17 protein-coding genes are annotated in these 21,924 nt (G+C 63.5%); 5 read left to right on the forward strand and 12 right to left on the reverse strand.

From position 1 onward, the window contains the following. Positions 1-227 precede the first annotated feature (227 nt). The 7 genes from istB (HMP09_RS13730) to HMP09_RS13760 form a co-directional block, all read right to left on the reverse strand. Positions 228-1,007, reverse strand: coding sequence for an IS21-like element helper ATPase IstB (gene istB, locus HMP09_RS13730; RefSeq protein WP_176499042.1), 780 nt, complete (start codon positions 1,005-1,007; stop codon positions 228-230). Beyond that, a complete protein-coding gene (istA, locus tag HMP09_RS13735; protein ID WP_176499629.1) occupies positions 997-2,520 on the reverse strand; it encodes an IS21 family transposase in 1,524 nt (507 codons plus the stop codon). The genes istB (HMP09_RS13730) and istA (HMP09_RS13735) overlap by 11 nt, the downstream gene beginning before the upstream one ends. A 105-nt stretch (positions 2,521-2,625) precedes the next feature. After that, positions 2,626-4,821: a TonB-dependent receptor plug domain-containing protein gene (locus HMP09_RS13740; protein ID WP_197942437.1), complete on the reverse strand. Its 2,196-nt coding sequence runs from the start codon at positions 4,819-4,821 to the stop codon at positions 2,626-2,628. A gap of 122 nt (positions 4,822-4,943) precedes the next feature. Next, positions 4,944-6,236 carry a DUF3526 domain-containing protein gene (locus HMP09_RS13745; protein ID WP_176500813.1) on the reverse strand — a complete coding sequence of 431 codons (1,293 nt, stop codon included), beginning with the start codon at positions 6,234-6,236 and terminating at the stop codon, positions 4,944-4,946. Beyond that, positions 6,233-7,672, reverse strand: coding sequence for an ABC transporter permease (locus HMP09_RS13750; RefSeq protein ID WP_176500814.1), 1,440 nt, complete (start codon positions 7,670-7,672; stop codon positions 6,233-6,235). The genes HMP09_RS13745 and HMP09_RS13750 overlap by 4 nt, the downstream gene beginning before the upstream one ends. Continuing rightward, positions 7,669-8,409 carry an ABC transporter ATP-binding protein gene (locus tag HMP09_RS13755; protein ID WP_176500815.1) on the reverse strand — a complete coding sequence of 247 codons (741 nt, stop codon included), beginning with the start codon at positions 8,407-8,409 and terminating at the stop codon, positions 7,669-7,671. The genes HMP09_RS13750 and HMP09_RS13755 overlap by 4 nt, the downstream gene beginning before the upstream one ends. A gap of 10 nt (positions 8,410-8,419) precedes the next feature. Beyond that, entirely contained in the window at positions 8,420-10,480 is a 2,061-nt protein-coding gene (locus HMP09_RS13760) for a TonB-dependent receptor (protein WP_232090301.1), read from the reverse strand. A 197-nt stretch (positions 10,481-10,677) separates the two neighbouring features. On the opposite strand from HMP09_RS13760, the gene HMP09_RS13765 reads away from it, so the two are divergent. The 5 genes from HMP09_RS13765 (at position 10,678) to HMP09_RS13785 (ending at position 16,116) form a co-directional block, all read left to right on the forward strand. Next, the gene (locus tag HMP09_RS13765) at positions 10,678-11,142 is read left to right on the forward strand and encodes an Rrf2 family transcriptional regulator (RefSeq protein ID WP_176500817.1); all 465 of its coding nucleotides are present in this window, start codon (positions 10,678-10,680) and stop codon (positions 11,140-11,142) included. Positions 11,143-11,207: 65 nt separating this feature from the next. Continuing rightward, on the forward strand, positions 11,208-11,885 hold the full coding sequence (locus HMP09_RS13770; RefSeq protein ID WP_232090303.1) for a class I SAM-dependent methyltransferase: 678 nt from the start codon (positions 11,208-11,210) through the stop codon (positions 11,883-11,885). 277 nt (positions 11,886-12,162) lie between these two features. Continuing rightward, positions 12,163-13,689: an IS21 family transposase gene (istA, locus tag HMP09_RS13775; protein WP_176495470.1), complete on the forward strand. Its 1,527-nt coding sequence runs from the start codon at positions 12,163-12,165 to the stop codon at positions 13,687-13,689. A 13-nt stretch (positions 13,690-13,702) separates the two neighbouring features. After that, on the forward strand, positions 13,703-14,443 hold the full coding sequence (gene istB / locus HMP09_RS13780) for an IS21-like element helper ATPase IstB (RefSeq protein WP_176495471.1): 741 nt from the start codon (positions 13,703-13,705) through the stop codon (positions 14,441-14,443). A gap of 176 nt (positions 14,444-14,619) precedes the next feature. Beyond that, positions 14,620-16,116, forward strand: a complete 1,497-nt coding sequence (locus HMP09_RS13785; RefSeq protein ID WP_176500819.1) for a right-handed parallel beta-helix repeat-containing protein — start codon at positions 14,620-14,622, stop codon at positions 16,114-16,116. 40 nt (positions 16,117-16,156) lie between these two features. Here the strand turns inward: HMP09_RS13785 and HMP09_RS13790 are convergent, their stop codons facing one another. The 5 genes from HMP09_RS13790 to HMP09_RS13810 all read right to left on the reverse strand — a co-directional run bounded on the left by HMP09_RS13790 (position 16,157) and on the right by HMP09_RS13810 (position 21,866). Beyond that, positions 16,157-16,978, reverse strand: coding sequence for an FkbM family methyltransferase (locus HMP09_RS13790; protein ID WP_176500820.1), 822 nt, complete (start codon positions 16,976-16,978; stop codon positions 16,157-16,159). Beyond that, entirely contained in the window at positions 16,975-18,888 is a 1,914-nt protein-coding gene (locus tag HMP09_RS13795) for an acyltransferase family protein (RefSeq protein ID WP_176500821.1), read from the reverse strand. The genes HMP09_RS13790 and HMP09_RS13795 overlap by 4 nt, the downstream gene beginning before the upstream one ends. Before the next feature lie 208 nt (positions 18,889-19,096). Then, positions 19,097-19,789: an FkbM family methyltransferase gene (locus tag HMP09_RS13800; RefSeq protein ID WP_176500822.1), complete on the reverse strand. Its 693-nt coding sequence runs from the start codon at positions 19,787-19,789 to the stop codon at positions 19,097-19,099. 95 nt (positions 19,790-19,884) lie between these two features. Beyond that, on the reverse strand, positions 19,885-20,757 hold the full coding sequence (locus tag HMP09_RS13805; RefSeq protein WP_176500823.1) for a sulfotransferase: 873 nt from the start codon (positions 20,755-20,757) through the stop codon (positions 19,885-19,887). Beyond that, positions 20,754-21,866, reverse strand: a complete 1,113-nt coding sequence (locus HMP09_RS13810; RefSeq protein WP_176500824.1) for a glycosyltransferase — start codon at positions 21,864-21,866, stop codon at positions 20,754-20,756. The genes HMP09_RS13805 and HMP09_RS13810 overlap by 4 nt, the downstream gene beginning before the upstream one ends. Positions 21,867-21,924: the final 58 nt, after the last annotated feature.

Here is a 21,924-nt window from a genome sequence, read left to right on the forward strand (position 1 = left end):
AAGCAAGTCCAATGTACCAGCGCTCGCCAGCCTCCTCGTCATAGTTCGCGAGCATCGTCCACCCAGGTGAGCCAGCCTGAGAATTACTCTGCTGCGTCGTCCGTCTTGCGCTTGCGTGGAACTGGTTTTGCCGCCTCGGTGTTGATTTTCACTGAGAGTTGACCCGGAGTTTTCATCGAGAAGTGACCCGCGTCGAAGGGTTCATGTCATGCCCGCGGGGTTGCGGGTCAAGGTGAGGCTTTGTCCTTTTTCGGTTTGTCGGCCTCGGACCGGACGCGGAACCGGAAGCTGTCGTTGCCGGTCTCGACGATGTGGCAATGGTGGGTAAGGCGGTCGAGGAGCGCGGTTGTCATCTTGGCGTCGCCGAAGACGCCGGCCCATTCGCTGAAGCTGAGGTTCGTGGTGATGATGACGCTGGTCTGCTCGTAGAGTTTGCTGAGCAGGTGGAACAGCATGGCGCCGCCCGAGGAACTGAACGGCAGGTAGCCCAGCTCGTCGAGGACGACGAGATCGAGGCGAAGCAGGCGCTCGGCGAGCTGCCCGGCCTTGTTCATGGCTTTCTCCTGCTCGAGCGCGTTGACCAGGTCGACGGTGGCAAAAAACCGGACCTTCCGGCGCCGGTGCTCGATGGCCTGCACAGCGAGCGCGGTAGCGATGTGCGTCTTGCCGGTGCCGGGGCCACCAATCAGGACGACGTTATCGGCGCCGTCGATGAAATCGCCCTGATGGAGTTGGCGAACCATGGTCTCGTCGACTTCGGCGGAGGTAAAATCGAAGCCGGTCAGATCCTTGTACGCCGGCAGCTTTGCAGCCTTGATCTGGTAGGCGATGGATCTGACTTCGCGCTCCGCCATCTCGGCCTTGAGCAGCTGAGACAGGATGGGAACGGCCGCATCGAAGGCAGGCGCGCCTTGTTCGATGAGGTCGCCTACGGCCTGGGCCATGCCGTACATGCGAAGATCGCGCAGCATGACAACGACCGCGGCGCTGGCGGGATCATGACGCATGGCGCACCTCCTTCATAAGCGTGTCGTAGCGGCCGACATCGGCTTGGGGTTCACGTCGCAGGACGAGCGCCTGTGGGGCATCGATGGGCGTGACGCTGGCGGTCTTGCCGTCGACCAGCCGATGCAGGATGTTGAGAATGTGGGTTTTAGTGGCGACGCCGGCCTCGAGCGCTAGTTCGACCGCGCACAGCACCGCTTGTTCGTCGTGCTGGAGCACCAGTGCCAGGATATCGACCATCTCCCGGTCGCCGCCCGCGTGCTTGAGCAATCGCTCGCGCAATTTCCGAAAGGCGTCGGGCAATTCGGTAAAGGGCGCACCATTTCGCATGGCACCCGGCTTGCGCTGAACCACCGCCAGATAATGGCGCCAGTCGTAGATAGTCCGTCCTGGCGAGCTGTGCGCCCGGTCGATCACCCGGGCGTGCTCGCACACCCTGCGCCCTTCCGCGACCACGACGATGCGCTCAGGGTAGATCCGCAGGCTCACCGGCCGGTTCGCGAAGGAAGCCGGGACGCTGTAACGGTTGCGGTCGAAATGCACGAGGCAGGTCGGCGATACCCGCTTGGTATGTTCGACGAAGCCATCAAACGGGCGCCCCGGTTTCATCAGGTCCGCCACTTCTTGCGCCCATACCTCGGCAACGGTGCCGGGAAGGTTGCCGTGCGGAATCTGTGCCCACTGTGCGATACACTGCTCTTCCAGCCATGCGTTGAGCGCAGCAATGTCGGAAAGTTCGGGCAGTCGCTGCCACAGCCGGCGACGCGCATCCTGGACGTTCTTCTCAACCTGACCTTTCTCCCAGCCCGATGCCGGATTGCAGAATTCGGGTTCGAACAAATAGTGGCTCGCCATCGCCGCGAACCGCGCGTTGACCTGCCGCGCCTTGCCCGTGCCGATACGGTCGACCGCGGTCTTCATGTTGTCGTAGATCCCGCGCCGCGGCACTCCGCCCAGCACCCGAAAGGCATGCTGGTGCGCATCGAACAGCATCTCGTGGGTCTGGAGCGGATACGCTCGCACGATGAACGCCCGGCTGTGCGACAGCTTGGTGTGCGCTGCCTGCAGCTTCACCCGTTCGCCGCCCAGGATGGCCCAGTCCTCGCTCCAGTCGAATTGAAAGGCTTCGCCGGGCATGAACACCAGCGGCACGAACGTGCCCCGGCCCGTCGTCTGCTCCTGGACCTGACGGTCGGCCTTCCACGCCCGGATGAAGGCCGCTACCCGACTGTAGGACCCGTCATAGCCCAGCACGACCAGGTCGGTATGGATCTGCTTGCCCGTACGCCGTTGCTTGCGCGATTTGCCAGCTTCCGTCTTCAACCATCCCGATAGCCGGTCGGCGAACGGATCCAACTTGCTCGGCCGGTCGACCACTTCGAACTTCGGCTCCACCGCGTCCGACCGCAGGTATTTGCGGATCGTGTTACGCGACAGCCCCGTACGTCGGGTTATCTCCCTGATCGACATCCCGTCCCGGAATGCCCAGCGCCGGATCACGCTCAGTAACGCCATGTCTATCACTCCTTGATCCCCCGACAGCCTGCCGGGGTGAGGTTGAGACACGGGTCACTTCTCGGTGGAAATTTATGCCTTCTCCGGGTCAGCTCTCAGTGGAAATCAACACAGCGTGATCTTGTCGCGCGGCAGGCTGTCCGAAAAACGAAGTTGCTGGGTAAGGTCGAAGAGCGGCGTCGTGATGCCGAGCGCTGCGATCGGCGCCGGGGTGCCCGCGATCCTGTCGAATGTCGTCTTATTGTAATTGCCCGCAAGCGTGGCCGTGATCCGGCTCCCGTCCGGAAAACGGTGCCGGTAGTTCATGACCAGATCGACGCCCTTGGTCTCGGTGTCGACTGCGTTGGTCAGGAATGACAGCGCAGCGAAGCCGGACTGCCCGTTGGCAGCCAAAAAGCTGGTCAGGCGTGCGTCCTGAAAGGTCGACGAGATGGCTATGCGATCACGCACCTTGATGCGGTAGGCATCGAGGGTCGCCGTGAAGCCGCCCGCTTCGAAAACGGCACCGATCGACACGTTGCGCGACTGTTCAGGCTTCAGGTCTGTCGCACCTGCCAATCGCGCCGCGGGGTTGTCGACCGCCGCCACCCGCACGATCGCCTGGGCGCCGTTTAGGATCAGTGTGTTGGATGCGTTATAGCCGGACTGCGCCAGAGCGGGCGCACGGAACCCCGTGTTGTAGGAGCCGCGCAGCGCCAGTCCGCCGAACAGACCCAGCCGCCCGGCAGTCTTGAAATTCGTGGTGCTGCCAAAGTCGGAATAACGTTCGTGCCGAACCGCCCCCGACACGAGAAGCCGGCCAAAAAGCTGCTTTTCCACTTCCCCATAGACCGCGATGCTGTCGCGAGCGATCGAAGCACGATCGTCGGGTCCATTGCTCGGGCCGGGTTGCGAACCGATCGGCCCTGGGCGACCCGCGTTGGGCCCATCCGGGATCAATACGCCACCGTTGCGATATCCATCGGGTGCCCCCGAGAAGAGACGGTAGGTTTCCTCGCGATACTCGGCACCGAAGGCCAGTCTCAGCGGCTGATCATCGCCGAGCGGGATCTCGCGCGTGAAATCGAGGTTCGAGGTCCACTGATAGAAATCGCTGCCGCCGCGGTAGAAACGTGACGGCGAGGCGGCACCCAGCGAGACGTTTACGCTGTCGACATAGGTCGTGCGGACGGTGCTGACGCCGTAGACCGTCGACAGATCCCAGCCGAAGCCGGCCAGGTCGTCGCCACGCAGCCCGAGCGCGGTGGAGATATTTTCCAGCCGGGTGTCGAGACCCGGGCTGTAGCCGTCGGGGTAGAGCGCACGCACCGTTTCGTCCTGTCCGGGGCGGCGGAAGAAATACTCTATGTCGCCGTCGAGCCGGTTGTAACCGCCGAAGCTGTAGAGTTCGGCGCCGCCAGGCATGGGGGCGACGAGGTTGTAGAAAAGCTGGTAGTTCCGGTTGGGCTGGTCGCCTTGCTGGAAAACGCGCCGGTCGAACCCCGCTTCGCGTGGATCGAGCGTGCCGTTCGAAGGGGTCAGACCTGTGCCGGAGCCATAATTGGCCGAAGGCGCAACCGGTCGACCGGCGGCATTCGTCCCGAAATATTGCTGGCGGGTATCCGGCCGCGCGCGGTTGGTGCCGTCCCGGTCCTGATAGGCGGCGGTCAGACGCAGGACCCCATCGTTGCCGAGCGGCACGCCGGTCGAGGCGCTGACCTCGTACGTATCGCCGTCGCCTTTGGTGGTCTGTACGTAGCCCGCCTGCGCACTGGTGCCGACCGACCGGTCGAGGATCATGTTGATGACCCCCGAGATCGCGTCGGATCCGTATTGGGCGGCGGCACCGTCGCGCAGCACCTCGATCCGGGACATGGCGAGGGTCGGGATGGCGTTGAAGTCGACCGCGACGTCGCCGCGGCCGATGCCGTTACTGGAATTCAGATCGGCCGTAGTGTGACGACGTTTGCCGTTGATCAGTACGAGCAGTTCGCCGGCCCCAAGCCCGCGCAGCGATGGTGGCTGGATGAAATCGCCGACACCCGATGCCAGCGGCCGCGGCGCGCTGAAGCTCGGCACCTGGACCTTCAGCATCTGGATCAGGTCGACACGGCCGCTCTGTTGCAGCGCCTCACGCGATATGGCGTCCACCGGCGTCGACGATTGCGTTGCAGTCCGTCCGCCAAAGCGGCTGCCGGTGACGATGATGTCGCCGGCCTCCTTGTCGCCTTCGATCGCGTCCGTTTCCCGAACCGCCTCCTGTGCGAACACGGGCATTGGCATCGCAGCCGTGGCGGCAAGCGCCATCGCGAATGATCGCATGAAGATCCCCCTTGTGTGATGTTATTCTATGACAGCGAGCAGGCGGCGACCGGCCGGTTTCCGGTCAGTGAAAGGCTTGGTAGGTTCGGTTGGCGATCAACCGCCGTGACGATGCGGTATCGTCACCGATCGGCGGCCTCGCCCGGTGCCCCGGCTGCGGTTGCCTGCGCGGCAAACTTCGGTGCCCGGCCGAAATCGGCTTTGCCAAAGGGACGGTCGCGGAACAGATATCCGTAGTAGAAACCGCGTAGCCGGGCATGGAATGCACGTATGCGGTCCTGATAGGCCAGCTGCGCGCGAACATCGGTGTCGGCCAGCCGGGTCAGCAGCGCCTGTACGCCGACCGACGGGAGCACCCAGCCAAGCATGCGGGCAGCGGCATCGCGACGTTCGAGCCCATTCCGATAGGCACGGACGCGGGGCGCGACACTCTCATCACCGACCTGATGGAAGGCGAAGTACCATTTATAGTGGAAGGCGGACCCAAGCGGCGCGGAGTCCGCCCATTCGGGATGCCCCGCATAGAAGCGACGCATCGTCGCATCGCGCGGGATATCCCAGGCGCGGTTGACCGTCTCGCGTTGCGCCAGCGCGATCTCCGTACCCTGGCCGATCGGCACGGCGCGGTTGATCGCGACATGCGCCAGCGTCGGCAGGACGAGCACCAGAACCAGCCAGCAGGCGGCCAGCGTGGCGGCATTCGCGACCGAACTCCAGCGAGGCCGCGCGACGACGGCTGCGAGCGCCATCCAGAACAGGAGGTAGGCAAGGGCCAGGCCAAGAACCGCAAGGATCGCTCCGGCTCCGACGCCGGACGCCACTGCGCCCAAAAGGAAGGGCACGCCAAGCGCCGCCCATAGCAGCGCGATGCGCAGCAGCATGCGTCGCCGTAGCAGTTTCGCGCCGCCGCGCGGCAGCGCGTCCAGCATCCGCAACCGGCCTGCTTCGCGTTCACCCGACGTCAGATCGTGGAACAGCGCGACCACGAACAGCGGTGCCAGGAACACCAGCACGAACGCGAAATCAAACCGTCCGGGCAGCGCGAGTTCAGGGTTGAACACATCCCCGTCGTAGATCTGCGCCTCCAGTCCCAGCGCGCGGACGCGCAGGATGTAGGGCGAGACGTCGCGCATCCCGAGTGCTGCGAAGGCCAGCGGTGACGGTGCGTCCCAGGTCGGGTGGAAGCTGTAATAGCCCGCACTGCCCGCATCCTTGGTGCGGTCGAAATAGTCGGCGACCGCGGCGATATCCTCGGCCTGCGCGGCCGGAATGGCGGCGATCGCCGCGCGTTGCCGTGCGACTTCCAGCATGCCCGCCGTCACCGCAGCGGCGGCGAGGACCGCCAGCAAGGCCAGCGCAACAACGCTCAGCCGCGCGCGGAACAACAGGCGCAGTTCGTGTATCCACAGGATCATCGACGCGCTCCCAACCGGCGGGTCACCCGCGTGAGCAGCAGCGCTGCGACCGCGACCCATGCTCCCAGCACGAGGAGGCCGGGCAGGGCGGCCACCGCCAGCGATGCTCCGCCCGGTGGACGAAAGACGAAATCGGGCATCTGTTGCCAATTGTCCGCGGCAATCCGCTTGCGACGATCGGCACCCGCATCATCGGCTATGTCGTCGGCATAGCTGACATTCTCCGCCTCCATGCGGTTGAGACGCTGCACCAGCGCATAGCGATAGGCCTCGGCCTGTTCGAGGAAGCGGCGATGCCCGGCAAAACCGGTGTCCGCCGCCGCCATCGACAGCGCGCGGATCGCGATCGTGGGACTGAACACGCCTATCGCGTCGACGATGCGGTTCTGCGTCGTCTGGGCCGCGAAGCTGGCGCCCGCATAGCGATCGAACAGGCTGGACGTCAGCCGCTCGCCTTCCATCGCCAGCAGTCCCTTGTAGTTCATCGGCAGATCCTCGATCCGGGTCACGCCGTAGCGTTGCAGGACCGATTGCTTGAAGGCAGCCAGATGCGGATCGTCGGGGTTGTGGCTGTCGCCCAGCCGCCGCAGATCGCGGGCGATGGCGACATCGGTCTGAAGGCGGTTTTGAAGCGGCACGGCCGCGCCTGCGATGTCGGGCGCGACGCGCGGCAGCAGGACGACCGCGACCGCCCAGATGGCCAGCAACGCCAGCAGGGCGTCGCGCGCCCGCCTGGCGAACGCCGATGCGAGCAGGATCAGCACGACCCACAACGCGAGATACAGCGCGTAGCCGAGCGCGATGGCCGCCATCGGGAGCGCCAGCGTCCCGGGCTGTGCGACGACCGCAACGAAGCCGATCATGGCCGGCAGTCCGACGATCGCCGCGACGATCCCGAGCGCGGCGAGCTTGCCGCGCACCAGTTGTCCGCGCGAGACACCCTGCAACATCAGCACCCGCAGCGTCCCGCGCTCGGTCTCCCGCGCCAGGACGCCGAAACCCAGAAAGATCAGCAGCAACGGAGCAACGACCTGGAGGACGAACGCGGGGGTGAGCTGGCCGAAGCGGACCAGCAACGAGCTTTGCCGCACGTCGCCGAAATTGGCGCTGTTCTGACGATGGCCTTCAAGGAACATGCTGTTGCCCGTGAAGGCGTCGACGCCCGGATCGAACGCCGCGAGGGCCCCGAGCGGGCGGTAGATGAAGGTGCCGTAGTGGACCATGCGGTGGGGGTGGCGATCGGGCTGCGCCTTGAACGCGGCGGCCGCGGCCTGCTGGTGACGGGTGCGCAGGTCGGCGATGCCACGCTGGTGCGACCATGAACTGAGCACCGCCGCCAGCGTCAGCAGGACAAGCAGGACGAGCGCGATCACCGCGACGCGGTTGCGCGCCATCAGTCGCAGTTCGTCGCGCGCGATCAGGCGGGTCGCGTTCATGCGGCGATCCGCCCCGTAACAACCTGGAACCGGGCGTGAAGCGCGCGGATGTCGAACCGCTCGGCGCCGGTTGCGGCCACGTCCTCGACGATCCGGCCTTGTTCGAGGAAGGCGATCCGGTCCGCAACGTCGGCCGCGGACAACAGGTCGTGCGTCACCATCAACACGGCCGTGCCGCGGTCCCGTACCTTGAGCAGCAACGCGTTGAAATCGGCCGTCGCGCGCGGATCGAGGCCGGAGGTGGGTTCGTCGAGCAGCAGCACCGGCACCTTGCGAAGCAGTGCCACCGCAATCGCGACCTTCTGCCGCATGCCCTTAGAAAAGCCGCCGAGCCGCTGATCCCACGCACGATCCTGCAACCCGGCGGCGGCCAGCGCGTCGGTGATCGCGCCGCGCTCCTGTCGCTGATCGGCGAGTGCCAGCAGATAGTCCGCATTTTCGACGGCACTCAGATGTTCGTACAGCGCGACGTTCTCGGGCAGGTAAGCGATTTGCCGCCGGGCCGCATCGGCGTCGACACCCGGATCGACGCCGCACACGGTGATCCGGCCGGCATCGGCACGGACGAAGCCGAGCAGCGCGGACAAGGTGGTCGACTTGCCCGCCCCGTTGCCGCCGAGCAGGGCGGTGATGCTACCGGCAGGGACGGCAAGTGACAGGCCGTCGAGGACGCGGTGGTCGTCGTAGGCGAGCACGAGTTCGCGGATCGCGACCGGGTGATCTTGAATGTCGGACATGGAGACCTCGTCAGTAGGACAGGCGCAGCGAGGCGCGGACGGAGCGCGGCGCGCCGGGGTAGATCCACAGCGGGCTGTAGGACGATTGCGCGTAGTGCGTGTCGAGCAGGTTATCGACTTCGGCGCGGAAGGTGAGATTGCGGGTGACCGGCAGCTCGGCCGACGCCTTGACCTTGGTATAGGCGGGCAGAACAAGACCGCTGGCGTCGATCGCGCCCGCCCGGTCGCCGATGTGCGCGACGCCTCCACTTAGCTGCATGTATGTCCCGTTCGACAGTGGAAGCTTGTGAACGACCAGCAGCGTACCCGAATGTTTCGCGACGTTCAGGACGGCCGGGGTCGCGAAGCTGTCGTCGAGCGTCCTCGCATCGACCCAGCTGTAGTTGCCGACCAGCTGCCATCGCTGGCCCAGGCGCAGGGCGGCATCGAACTCGACGCCGCGGCTGGACAGTCGACCGACCGGTGCCAGGAAGTTGGCGTCGGTCGGATCGTTGGTGAGGATGTTGTCCTTGCGAATGTCGTACCAGGTCACGCCGATGTCGATCCCGCGCCACCGGCCGGCCGCACCGATCTCGTACCCGGTCGCCTCCTCGGGTGCGAAGCTCGCGCCGTCCCGTCCGGTGCCGGAGTTGAGCAGGAACGATTGACCCCAGTTCGCGTGGACTGCGATCGCATCGGTTACTGCGTAGCGGACACCGGCGCGGAACTTCACCGGCTCGTCGCTGATCTGCGACGTCACCCCGGTCAGGTTGCGGCGCAGCCGCTGGCGATAGCCATCGATCCGGACCCCGCCGGACAGCGTCAGCCGGCCGGTCACGTCCCACATGTCCTGAATATACAGCGTGCCGACCCGGCGCGTCTCGCGCTGGTTGATCGACGGCAACAGCGGAAGCGCCTGCGCCAACCCGTAGACGGGCGCGAAGATGTCGATCGCGTAGGGGTTTGCCGCGCTCGGATTGCGGCGGTTGAGCAGTTCGAGATAGTCGAGCGTATAGCCCTTCGCACCGATGCTGACCCGGTGCGGCCCGAGGGCGTCGACCTCCCCTCGCAGCTCGAGCCGGGCCGACAGATCCTCGACCTCGTAGCCGCGCTCGCGCCGCTGCCGCCACAGCGTACGACCGTCCACCAGCCGCGACTGGTCGGCAGAGAAGCCTCGCAGGTCGCCCGTGCGGTAGACCACCGCGCCGTTGAGCGACCAGCGGTTGCTCAACTTCCATTCGCCGCTCAACTGGTGACGTGTGTCGGTCGCGCGGGTCAGGCCATTGTCCGGTTCGCCGAGATAGCGCGACGCGGGCAGGGCCAGTGCATCGCCGTTTACCGCCGGCAGCCCGCGATCGAACGGCGACGCGAAATCGATATGCTGGCCGACATAGGTCAGCTGGAATGCGTCACTGGGCCGCCAGGTCAGCGAGGGCGCGATGACCCGCCGCTTTAGGGCGACGAAATCGCGATAACCGTCGCTGTCCCCGGCGGCGAAGACGATCCGGGCCGCGATCGTATCGCTCAGCGCGTTGGTGCCGTCGAACTCCAGGCGGCGCGTGTTGAACGAGCCATAAGTAATGGCAGCGGAGGCGTAGGGTGCGAAACGCGGCGTCTTGGTGACGATGTTCACCCGTCCCGCCGGATCGATATCGCCGAAGATCGCGCCGGCCGGACCTTTCAGCACCTCGATCCGCTCGACTGTCGAAGGATCGCGCGGCGGCGCCATGCCGCGGTTGGCGAGCGTGCCGTCGACATAATATTCGGCGCCGCCGTCCGGTGTGCCCAGGAAGCCGCGAATGGCGAAATTGTCGAGAAACCCGCCGCGATTATTCTGCTGGCTGACTCCGCTGACCAGTTCGAGCGCGTCCGACAGCCGATTGACCCCCGACGCGCGCAGGATGTCGTTCTCGATCGCGCGGCTCGATTGCGACATGCGCTGCGTGACCCGGTCCGAAGACAGGCTGGGATCGGTCGCGCGTCGGGTGCCCAGGACGACAATGTCGTCCTTTTCCTCGACCTCGTTCCGATCGGCCGCTTCCGGCTGTTCGCGCCTGTCATCCTGCGCGGTTGCGGATGCCGGAACCGTCACGAATGCGGTGCTGACCAGGAGAGAACAGGCGGGGCGGAAACCACGAGGTAAAACTGACTTCAACATCAAGCCTTCAACGGTCGGATGAAAACGTTATGATATAGCGTATCATACTGAGCTACTGCCGCAATGCAACATCGACGTGGCGCCTCACTCGCGTCTTGACGCGGTGCCACTCTCGCAACATATGATGTTGCATGAAACAAGACAGCAGATTGTCGGGCGTGCTGCACGTCGTGCTTCACATGGCCGAGGTGGAGGGGCCGGTGACATCGGAGACGATGGCCAAGGCGATGCAGACCAACCCGGTGGTCATCCGCCGCATCATGGCAGGCTTGCGCGATGCCGGGTTCGTTCGCTCGGAGAAGGGGTATGGCGGCGGTTGGACGATCGCCCGTGATCTTGCCTTCATCACGTTGCGAGACGTCTACGGTGCCCTTGGCGAACCCGACCTGTTCGCTATGGGCAACCGCACCGAAGCACCGGGCTGCCTTGTCGAACAGGCGGTCAACGGCGCGCTGAACGACGCTTTCCAAGATGCCAAAGCGTTGCTGCTCGACCGCTTCAACGCGGTGACGCTCGCCGAACTGAGTGCCGACTTCCACGCTCGCATGGTTGCGAGCGGCAAATCCGTCGATCCCGAAATCGTCCATGCCGCATGACGCGATTGCCTCGCCCTTCGCTCTAACCAGTTTCAAAGGTGAAACTCATGTCTGACAGCAACCGTATGTTCCTCGACATGTTCTCGGATCGCGAGCGCATCGCGCACTACGCCGATGGCCCTCGGCGCTTCACACCCGGTATCGACGCAGTGCATCGCATGACGGCGCTCCTGCTGACCGAGCACGCGCCAGCCGATGCCCAAGTGCTTGTGCTTGGTGCCGGTGGCGGGCTCGAACTGAAAGCATTGGCCCGAGCGCAAGCCGGCTGGCATTTCACGGGCGTCGACCCCGCCGGACCGATGCTCGATCTAGCACGCGAAACGATGGGTGAGGATGCTGACCGTGCCGACCTGATTGAGGGCTATGTTGACGCTGCGCCTCCGGGCCCGTTCGATGCTGCAACCTGCCTCCTCACGCTTCATTTCCTCGATCGCAACGAACGCGTACGCACTTTGAGCGAGATGCACCGCCGCATGAAGCCGGGCGCCCCGCTAGTCGTGGTCCATTCGAGCTTTCCGCAGGACGAACCGTTCCGCACGCGCTGGCTCGCACGCTATGCCGCGTATGCAGTCGCGTCCGGTGCCGACCCGGCCCAGACCGAACAGGCCCGCGCTGCCGTGGGCGCCAGCCTGGCGCTGCTTACACCTGACGACGATGAGACTTGCTTGCGCGATGCTGGCTTCAAGGAGGTGGAGCTGTTCTACGCTGCGTTCACGTGGCGGGGTTGGGTATCCCGCGCCTAAAACGTGTGGCGCTCGGGAGCGCTTAGTTAGTCGCTTATATCCTGATTTTTGACCGGCGCGCATATGGTCATTTTCGCGACAGGGTGCTGATTCCGAGGCAAGCCGCCCCCTCATTCCGAAATAATGCCGCCCCCTGATTCCGAGAAATAGTCGCCCCCGGATTCCGAGATGATGTCGCCCCCTTGCGGGGTGGGTCGGACCGGGATCGCCGGCAGGGTTATCGTCGCTCCTTTGGGTCTGTCCGAAGGAGTGAATGATGCCGGCGGGAAGGGTGAGTATGCGACGTGTCCGCGAGATGATGAGATACCGGTTCGAACAGGAGCTGGGATACAAGGCGATATCGCTGCGCGTGGGTGCGGTGCCCTCGACGGTGCGGGCGACCTTGAAGCGTGTCGCGGATGCGGGACTGAGATGGCCGCTGGACGAGACGCTCGGCGATGCTGCGCTGGAGGCATCACTTTACCGCGATGCGGGCAAGAAGACCGGCCACCGCCGCTGTCCCGAACCCGACTGGGCGCAAGTTCATCGCGAGCTGAAGCGCAAACATGTCACGCTGCAGGTGTTGTGGGACGAGTATATCGCCGAGCATCCGACCGGCTATCGCTACAGCCGATTCTGCGACCTGTATCGCGGCTGGGCGATGAAGCTGCCGGTTACGATGCGGCAGAACCATGCGCCGGGTGACAAGCTGTTCGTCGATTATGCGGGCGACAAGATCGCGGTGGTGATCGACCGACTGACGGGCGAAGTGCGTGACGCGCATATCTTCGTGGCGGTGCTGGGGGCGTCCAGCCTGACCTATGCCGAGGGAAGCTGGACCGAGACGCTGCCCGACTGGCTGGCGGCGCACACGCGCGCGCTCGCAATGTTCGGCGGTGCGCCGGCGCTGTTCGTGCCCGACAATGCGAAGGTCGCGGTGATCAAGGCTTGTCTTTACGATCCGCAGGTCAACCGCAGCTATGCCGAGATGGCGGCGCATTACGACAGCACGGTGCTGCCGACGCGGCCGCGCCGCCCGCGCGATAAGGCAAAGGTAGAAGCTGCCGTGCTGATCGTCGAGCGCTGGCTGTTCGGACGCCTTCGGCGTCGGATCTTCTACAGCCTGGCCGAACTGAACGCCGCGATCGCCGGGTTGCTTGCCGAGCTGAACGATCGGCGCGTGCTGCGCCGGGTTGGGCAGACGCGTCGTCAGTTGTTCGAAGAGATCGACCGGCCCGCGCTGAAGCCGCTGCCAGCCGAGCCCTATGTCTACGCCGAATGGCGGCGCAGGCGCGCGGGACTCGATTATCACGTCGAGATCGAGCGGCATTATTACTCCGTCCCATACCGCTTCGCACGCGAGCCGATCGAAGCGCGGATCACCGCGGCGACCATCGAGCTGTTCCACAAGGGCGAGCGGATCGCCGCGCACATGCGCGGCTCGGGCAATGGCCGCCATACCACGATCCCGGAGCATATGCCCTCGTCGCACCGGCGCTTTGCCGACTGGACCGTGGAGCGGATCGCGCGCGATGCGACCGCGATCGGGCCATGTACGGCATTGCTGTGCGAGAAGATCCTCGTCGAACGGCGCCATCCCGAGCAGGGCTTCCGGGCCTGTATGGGCATCATGCGCATGACGCGCAGCTTCGGTGCCAAGCGGATCGAAGCGGCTTGTTCGCGCGCGCTCGATATCGGTGCGCTCACCTACGGCTCGGTCAGATCGATCCTCGACAAGAACCTCGACCAGATCCCGTCATCGCCTCCGGTTGAGAGCCCGCCGGTCGATCATCCCAACATCCGGGGCTCACGCTATTATCACTGAAAGGAACACGACGATGCTCGCACATCCGACCCTTGATCGGCTGAACGAAATGGGCCTGGCCGGTATGGCCAGGGCGTTTGACGAACTTGCCACCAATGCCGAAGCGGATCGGCTTACCCATCCCGAATGGCTGGCACTCCTCCTCGACCGCGAATGGGGTGTCCGCCACGATCGCAAGCTTGCCGCCAGGCTGCGGTTCGCCAAGCTGCGCCATCAGGCCTCGCCCGAGGACATCGATTATCGCAAACCCCGCGGGCTCGACCGCGCGCTGGTCGTGAAGCTCGTGGTCGGCGACTGGATCGCCGCACACGACAATCTGGTCATCACCGGACCCACCGGGGTCGGTAAGAGCTGGCTTGCCTGCGCGCTTGGTCACAAGGCCTGCCGCGACGATCGCTCGGTGCTCTATCAGCGCGTCCCCAAGCTGTTCACCAGCCTCGCGCTTGCCCGCGGGGATGGTCGTCACGAACGCTTGCTGCGAAAGCTCGGCGGCGTGCAGCTACTCATCCTCGACGACTGGGGCCTGGAGCCGCTCGACGCACTCGCGCGCCACGATCTGCTCGAGATCCTCGAAGAACGCTACGGGCGGCGCTCGACGATCGTTACCAGCCAGCTGCCCATCGCCAGTTGGCATCAGGTGATCGCGGATCCGACCTATGCCGACGCGATCCTCGATCGCCTCGTCCACAACGCCCATCGGCTCGACCTCGATGGCGATAGCATGCGGCGTGCGAAAACCAGCCAGATCGCTTGACGTAAGCACCGAACGAAACAACAACGATCATTGCCGACAAGGCCCCGCTTCCGGGGGGCGACATCATCTCGGAATCAGGGGGCGCGATCATCTCGGAAACGGGGGGCGACTTCGTCGGAATCAGCAATAAGTCCGCCAAGCGGCGTCGATACGGTACGGCTTTGATATAGAAAGGTATGATCATAGTGGCTTCCATACTCGCGCCTGATCGCCGCCAATTCTTGCATGGAGTTGCTGGTGCTGCGCTCGTCATTAGCCTAGCGCCTGCTGCGGGCGCTCAAATAACCTTCACGCCTGAACGCTTCGGCGCAAAGGGCGACGGGCGAACTGATGACAGCGCGGCGTTTGCCCGCCTGTCTGACGCTGTGAACGCAGCAGGCGGGGGCACCGTCTTGTTGCGGCGCACGACGTATCTTGTCGGCACGCAAAACCGTGCCTCAGATGGCCGCTTTGTTGAGGCGCAACTCATGCTCTTCACGAACTGTCGTCACCCCTTGGCGATCCGTGGCAATGGCGCGAGACTGCGCTGCGCGCCGGGGCAACGTTACGGTGTGTTTTTACCGGATGGATCGCCTAATCCTGGAATCGTGCGGAAAGGCATCGAGGGCATGACGCGCCCCTATGCCGCGATGATCGAGGCACGGTTTTGTAGCGGAGGAGTTTTGATCGAGAACATCGAACTCGATGGGAATTCGGGCGAGCTCGTGCTTGGAGGGCGTCGCGGCGACAAGGGCTGGCAGATCGGCTGCGCAGGCGTCGTGTTCCGCAATAACGCAGGAGCCGAGCGGATGGTCAACGTCCATGCCCACCACCAGCCACATGACGGCTTTTATATTGACGGGCCCCGCGATCCGACGCCCGGCACTGTGCGCCATTTCATTAACCTCAAAGCAGATACCAACGGGCGTCAGGGGATGAGCATTGTCGGTGGCCGAGATTACCGCATTGAACGCTCAAGCTTCACGCGAACCGGACGTGGCGCCGTGGCAAGTGCGCCTGGGGCTGGCGTAGACATTGAGGCAGAACGCAAGAAGTCGATTCGAAAACTTGCCTTTCTCGGCTGTCGATTCGCCGACAACAAGGGCTGCGGAATGGTCGCGGATTCGGGTGATACCGCAGATGTGTCGTTCACCGACTGTGTCTTCGTCGGTACCGACAATTGGTCGGTGTGGCCTAACAAGCCGGGCTTTCAGTTCACCGGCTGCACCTTTGCCGGTAGCCTCGTCCATGCCTTTGGTGATTCCGATCCCGCCCGGGCCAACAGATACACGATGTGCATTTTCACCGATGATCCTGCGCTGTCGCCTAACGGGCAACTTCGGTTGCGCAAAAACCTGTCCGCCGATATCACTCACGCGGACAACGTATTGTTCGATCGCTGCCGGTTCGTGATGAATCACGACGGCGTGCTCCCGTTCAGCGACGGTCCCATCTACCGCGATTGTACCATGAGCCAGCGTGCGGCACGGCGTGCAGCGACCCGAGGTACGTTCGAAGGGCGCAACGTTATCAACGGACCGGTGGATCTTGGCATGTCCGCAATTATCGGCGAAACCGTTTTGAATGATGTTGTCGTGCCCAAACGGTCACAGGCCGAAGCGCAGGCACTGCGCGCTGCCGGAGAGCGGGCGCGCCTTGCGCGCGAGGGCAAGAAGGTCAAGCCGCTACCTTAGCCGCTACACCCACCGCTGGATCGGTGTATGGGCACGGGCTTCAGCCAAACAGGAAGTTCGACCGCCCGAGGTCCGCGACCGCTGGCGCTGCTATCCAGCGTGCGACGTCGGTTGCTGTAACCGCCTCGCCAGTATCGATCTGCGTGCATGCGTAGCCATGACGGAACATCGTCTCGAAAAGTGCTCCGAACTGCGGATTGGCCGAGCGTGCGGCATCTCGCTGCTGCAGGAATACCTCGATCAGCCAGCGCGGTTTGTCTGAACGTGCCAGCAGCGCTTCCGCGCCGCTCATGACTTCCATTTCGGCCCCTTCAACGTCGACCTTGAAGAAGAGCCGCTGCTCCGGCCAGCGTGCGGCGAACAAATTGTCCAGGCTGGTAACCGGGACCAGGCGCGAGAAGGAGGCGCGCCACCCGTGCCAGTGCGGTGTCAGCGACGCGATCACGCCGTCCCCATAGAATGGCCGCACGGATGTTGCCTGTCCCATTGCTACGGGAAAGACCTCGACGCCTGCAAAACCGTTTGCATGGATGTTCGAGAGCAGGAACTTGAGGTTTCCGGCCTCCGGTTCGATCGCGCAGACAGAAACGCCAGCCGCTGCGGCGATGCAGGTATAGATTCCCTCGTTCGCGCCAACGTCAATGAATACGTCAGTGTCGCCGAGCGCTGCAGCGATCACGGCGCGTTCGTGGGGCTCCCAACTCTCGCGGAAGAAGCCATCTCGGCCGGCAAAGCGGAAGCCCAGCGGATGGTCGCGGAACCTTCGCGAGAGTTTCTCGGCCCGGTGGGCGCGGTAAGGTGCCATGATAGGAAGCTGGTAGATCGCACGTTTCAGTCGGCGTCGGATGTTCACAATGGTCATTTCGGCTGACGCTGGGGCTGAGGCGATCGTGTCCGCTCGCGTCGGACGGCGTTGAACAAGGGGTCGTAGAGCGGGGCGATCAGGCGCACGCCGGCCGATGTGAGGTGATGCGTGTCCGAATAGAGTGGTTCACTGCCGTGCGCAAACAGACAGCGGTTGCCTGGACAGAGTAGCGGCGTGGGATCAAGCACGGTTGCGCGCGAGTGGCGCGCAGCCCAATCGGACATCGCTTGATTAACTGCGCGCTGACGCACGTCGTGAGTATTACGCGTATAGCGGCTTGCGTCACTCCATGCACTTGGGCTGGCGAGGTAGTAGGCTGGTGCAAGGGCGGCATCCTGCGGCGTGGGCCGCTCGAGCACCACTCGCACACCCGTGGCCGCCAGACGAGCGATTGCAGCGTCAAACGTCCCGCGATCGAGCAGGTCGGGCCACCGTGCGATGACCACTGCCTGCGTGATACCCTGCCGCCGGATGTCGTGAGCGACGCCCCGCCAAACCGACCATTTGCAGTTACGATCCACGCCGAAGTCAATGATCCGACAGTTCTGGGTGGTGATGTATACGGGGACGTCATAGCGGTCACCCAGCGCGGCCAGCGCGTGCTTTTGCATCTCGACGTGCGAATCTCCGATGAAGAGGATACCACCCGGCCCGGTAGCGCCGTTTATCAGGCAGGTCTGTCCGCGCCAGTGCCGCAGCCGGCCCGCAAAGGCACAGCGGCCGTCGGGTCGGTCCATCTGTGCGAGCAGCAGCGGCTGCTCGCGGCTTGGGTATCGCTGGATCAACCCGTTGGTCGCGACTAGAGCAACGCCAGTAGTTACGGCAAAAAGCAAAAACGCAAGGAGGAGCGCCATCGTGCGGCGCGAAGGGGTCAGCCGTGCCGATCGCGATACGCCACGCTCCAGCACCCACCACGACGCGACGCCGAGCACATAGCCGAGCAGCAGCAGCGCAACTACTTCCCGGCCGCTGACGGAATGCCCGAGCAGCAAATAGGCGAACACGAGCGGCGGCCAATGCCACAGATACCAGCTGTAGGAGATGTGTCCGAAGTGCTGCGAGACGCGGTTGGTGAAAACTGTTGCTAAACCAGGTGACAGGCGGTTCTGTACCAGACACAAGGCGGCAGTCGCCATTACCGCAAGCAATCCTTGCGTCAGGACGCTGGCGTTGTCGTCGTTGAACAGCAATGCCGCGGCCAGCAGACCAACCAACGCGATCACGCCAACGGCGTTGGCTACGCCACGCGGCACCGGTTTACCGATGCCGCGACGGAACAGCGTCGCGGCTCCGATGCCTACCAAGAACTCCCAGGCACGAAAGGGCAGCCAGTAGAAGCTCGTCTTGGCGCTAATCTGCTCGATGATGGCGCTGGCACCGATCATGGCGAGGGATAGCAGCACGCAGAACGCAAACGTGAACCGCCGCCGCCGGCGAAGGGCTGCGACGAGTATCGGGAAACAGAGGTAGAACTGCTCTTCGATCGCAAGAGACCATGTGTGCAGCAGCGGCTTCAGCAGCGCTGCATCGAAATACTCGCCCTGCATCCAGAAGACGACGTTTTGGGCGTAAAGTGCCTGCCCGATCAGACTAGCGCCGAAGTTGATAAGGTCCTTTGGTACCATCACCCACGCCGCTATGACTGTCGTGGCGACAAGCATTGCAAAATAGGCGGGTACCAGCCGTCGTACCCGTCGAAGAAAAAAGGTCCGATAGCTGACCTCGTTTGCGACCATTGGTTCCAGATAGCGCAGCGCGATTACGAAGCCTGAGATGACGAAGAAGACGTCGACGCCGATATAGCCACCGCCGACGAGTACCGGAAAGCTGTGGAATAGGACCACCGCGACCACTGCGAAGGCGCGTAGTCCATCGATCACCAGCAGGCGCTGTTCGGCGCGGCGCATTGTCTTCATCCCCCCGGAGCGCCGCTCTTGCCCTCCATTTAAGCTAACACCGCTTTGATCGTGCCTCAACGCGCTTATTAGGTATGTTCGACGTCAAACCGGGTTTTGTCCAGAAGGGGTAGGTCCGAAATGGGATCGTTGCTAACGTTGCGGGTTAGAGCCCTCTGCCCGCGATAAGGGCAGATGGAGCCGAGCCGGGCCATTGCTCCTATCGTGCCTTGCTGAAGATCTCATGACTGACGAACATGGGATTGGCGCGGCGGAGATGAGGCTGCTTCGTCGGCCATTCGGTGACCTGATCATAGAAGCCAAAGAGCCGATACCCATGATCCTCGAGAAAGGCCTTCAGCGCTTCGAAAGGGATGTGAAACGTATTTTCAGGGTTCATGCCCGCTTCGACTTGGACTGCTACTACGCGTCCCGCATCCAGCATCGCGACTGCGCCCTTTAAAACTTCGAGATCGTGGCCCTCGGTATCGATTTTTAGAAAATCGATCCGCTCGATGCCGTTCTCAGCGCAGAACGCGTCGATAGTCTCTATTCTGATCTGCGCATCGCCATTCTCGGAGATGTGGAAGGTTGCAGGGTCAGCGCCCTGAGACAGCATTGCCGTTGCCGCTGTACTACCCAAGGCAACTTGATGAACCTCGACGTTTTTGATCGAGCGTGTGCGGATGCGGTCCGCATTGCTGGCCGACGGCTCGAAGCAGTGGATCTGGGCCTCAGGAAAGCGACGCCTGAACTTGACCGCCGACTGGCCAATGTTTGCGCCCACGTCAAATATCGTTCTTGGCTTCATGATCGAGGCCAGGTCGGCGCAGACATCAGCCCCCCGGCGGGGTTGCTTGAACGATCGATAGCGTTTCCGGACGTGGCGAACCAGGCGTTCAAACTTTCGCATACTTTTCTCTCCGCGGTTCCGGTAGCAGCAAACCGGTGATGCCATCAGATTGGGCAACATAGTGGTCTGTCTTCGCCGATTGAGATCTGAATGGCCTAGCGGCTGTGCCGATCGCGCCAAGTGGCGCCACGCGCACCCAACATGTGGGCGCAGCGGTCGAGTTCGTCGGCAAACCAGTACCTAACAGCATCGCGGACCTCCGGGGCAGGCTTGAGTGTCACACGCCCCTGCTTGCGGTTTCGCCCTGGCGCGATCGCCGGCAGGCGCTTGCTCCAGTCTGCACCGATCTTGTCAACGATCCGGCGTAGCGACGCTTCCGGCTCGGCGACGATGTCGTCGAAGAACACTATGCCGAGCCTGTCTGCACCAATGCCGTTCTGCCAGCGCGTGACGATATCGCTCAGGAAATGCTGCTTTTGCCGCTCGGGATCGTCGAAGAATGCGCGGACAATTTCGGGCGAACCATAGTCGACCTCGCCGAATGTACGCTTGCGCGCGTGCATAGACAGCTCGGACCAGAAGCGTTGGACAGGGTCGCGGGCTAGCAGCAACACCCGGGCGTCGCTCAGCACCGGCAACACCCGTGAGATCTCGGGGCCGCTCATCGAGGCGTACATAGGCGATATGTCGCCTGAGACCCGCCGTCCAGCCGGAGCAAACAGCGTGCGATACCCGTCCAGGTCGAAGGTAGAGTCGGCTGCCAGCTGCCGCGCCGTACGCAGGAAGGCGCGGTCGGCCATTATGCCCGGCCCCTTGTTGCGAACAACCCGCTTCGTGACCTCCCAGCGAGTCCAGCGCATCGCCATATAGGGTTTGCCGTGATGGGCCGGAAAGCCGCCGCTCAGGTAGCTAAGTTCCTGGATCGGCGTGAGCCAGATGTCGCGGTGAAACTTCAGTTGGTCAGCCAGCCAGGTCGTGGCACTCCGCTTCGGCCCGATGCAAATAAAATTGGGGCGGAGTGAACTCACGCGGCTGTCTGTTCACAAGGGGAAAGTCCCAGCAGGTCGAAATGCCGCGCGAGCACGGCGTCCTCGCTGAAGCGCACGACCCCCTCAGCTAAGATTTTAGCCGGGGTAGGGTGATCAAGCTGTGACGCGATCGCGGCCGCTAGCGCCTCATGATCCCCCACAGGGACAACCTTACCATAACGCCCGAACCCCAAGATTTCGGCCGGCCCGCTGGGGCAGTCTGTCGCGACTAAGCTACATCCGCACATCATCGCTTCGATCAGGACGTTACCTAGCCCTTCAAAATAGGACGTCATGGCAAATACGTCAGCGCGGGCGAAGTAGCGCAGCGGATTGGTGATCTCGCCCGGCAGCGATACCCGATCGGCTAATCCGAGCGCGTGCACTTGTTGCTCAAGTTCACCACGCGACGGTCCTTCGCCGAAGATCACGAGCCGGATGTCGCGGCCGTCCTGCACCAGCCGATTAAAGGCGGCGATGAGGTCGGAGAAGCCCTTGCGCGGCGATAGCGTCCCCGCGCTGACCACAATCGGTGTTGTCTTATCGACGAACCATGCGTGGTCAATTGGCTCGCTAATGCGGGCTCGCGATGGCGCGTCGTCGACCAGGTTATAAACCGTGACATGCGGCGCATGGCGGAACAGCGCGCGATATTCCTGTACCATTCCCTCGGATACGCAGGTGAGGGCGTCAGCGCGCCACATGACAGCCCGCATCGCCTGCTTGAATACCCATTTTCGGGTGAGCAGGCGGTTGGAATAGGTGAAGAACGGATTGACCCGCGACGATCCGCTGATCTTCGCCTTAGATCCGGTCAGGATTGCCGCCAGCAGCACAAAGCCGTTGAGATTGTCCTGCGAAGAGAAGACGATGTCGGGTTTGGCACGGCGCAGGTAGCGGCAGAAGGGCAGCAACATGCCGCGTGCCGTGGCGGGTCCCAGCACTTCCAGTCTGGCGGCGCCTAAGTCGTGTACCTTAGCCTCGGAGCCGACATGACCGAAGACCAGATCGACATCGTGCCCGAGCGCGGCGAGCGCCCGCGCGAACCTGATCTGTGTCAAAGGCACGCCCGTAAGGGAGAAGCGAGCGACAACGACACAGATCTTCATCGACGCCCTTCCGTTTTGTGGCAATGCTGGCTCATGCTGGAAAGGCGATCACGGCCGT

The organism is Sphingomonas sp. HMP9 (assembly GCF_013374115.1).
GTDB lineage: Bacteria > Pseudomonadota > Alphaproteobacteria > Sphingomonadales > Sphingomonadaceae > Sphingomonas.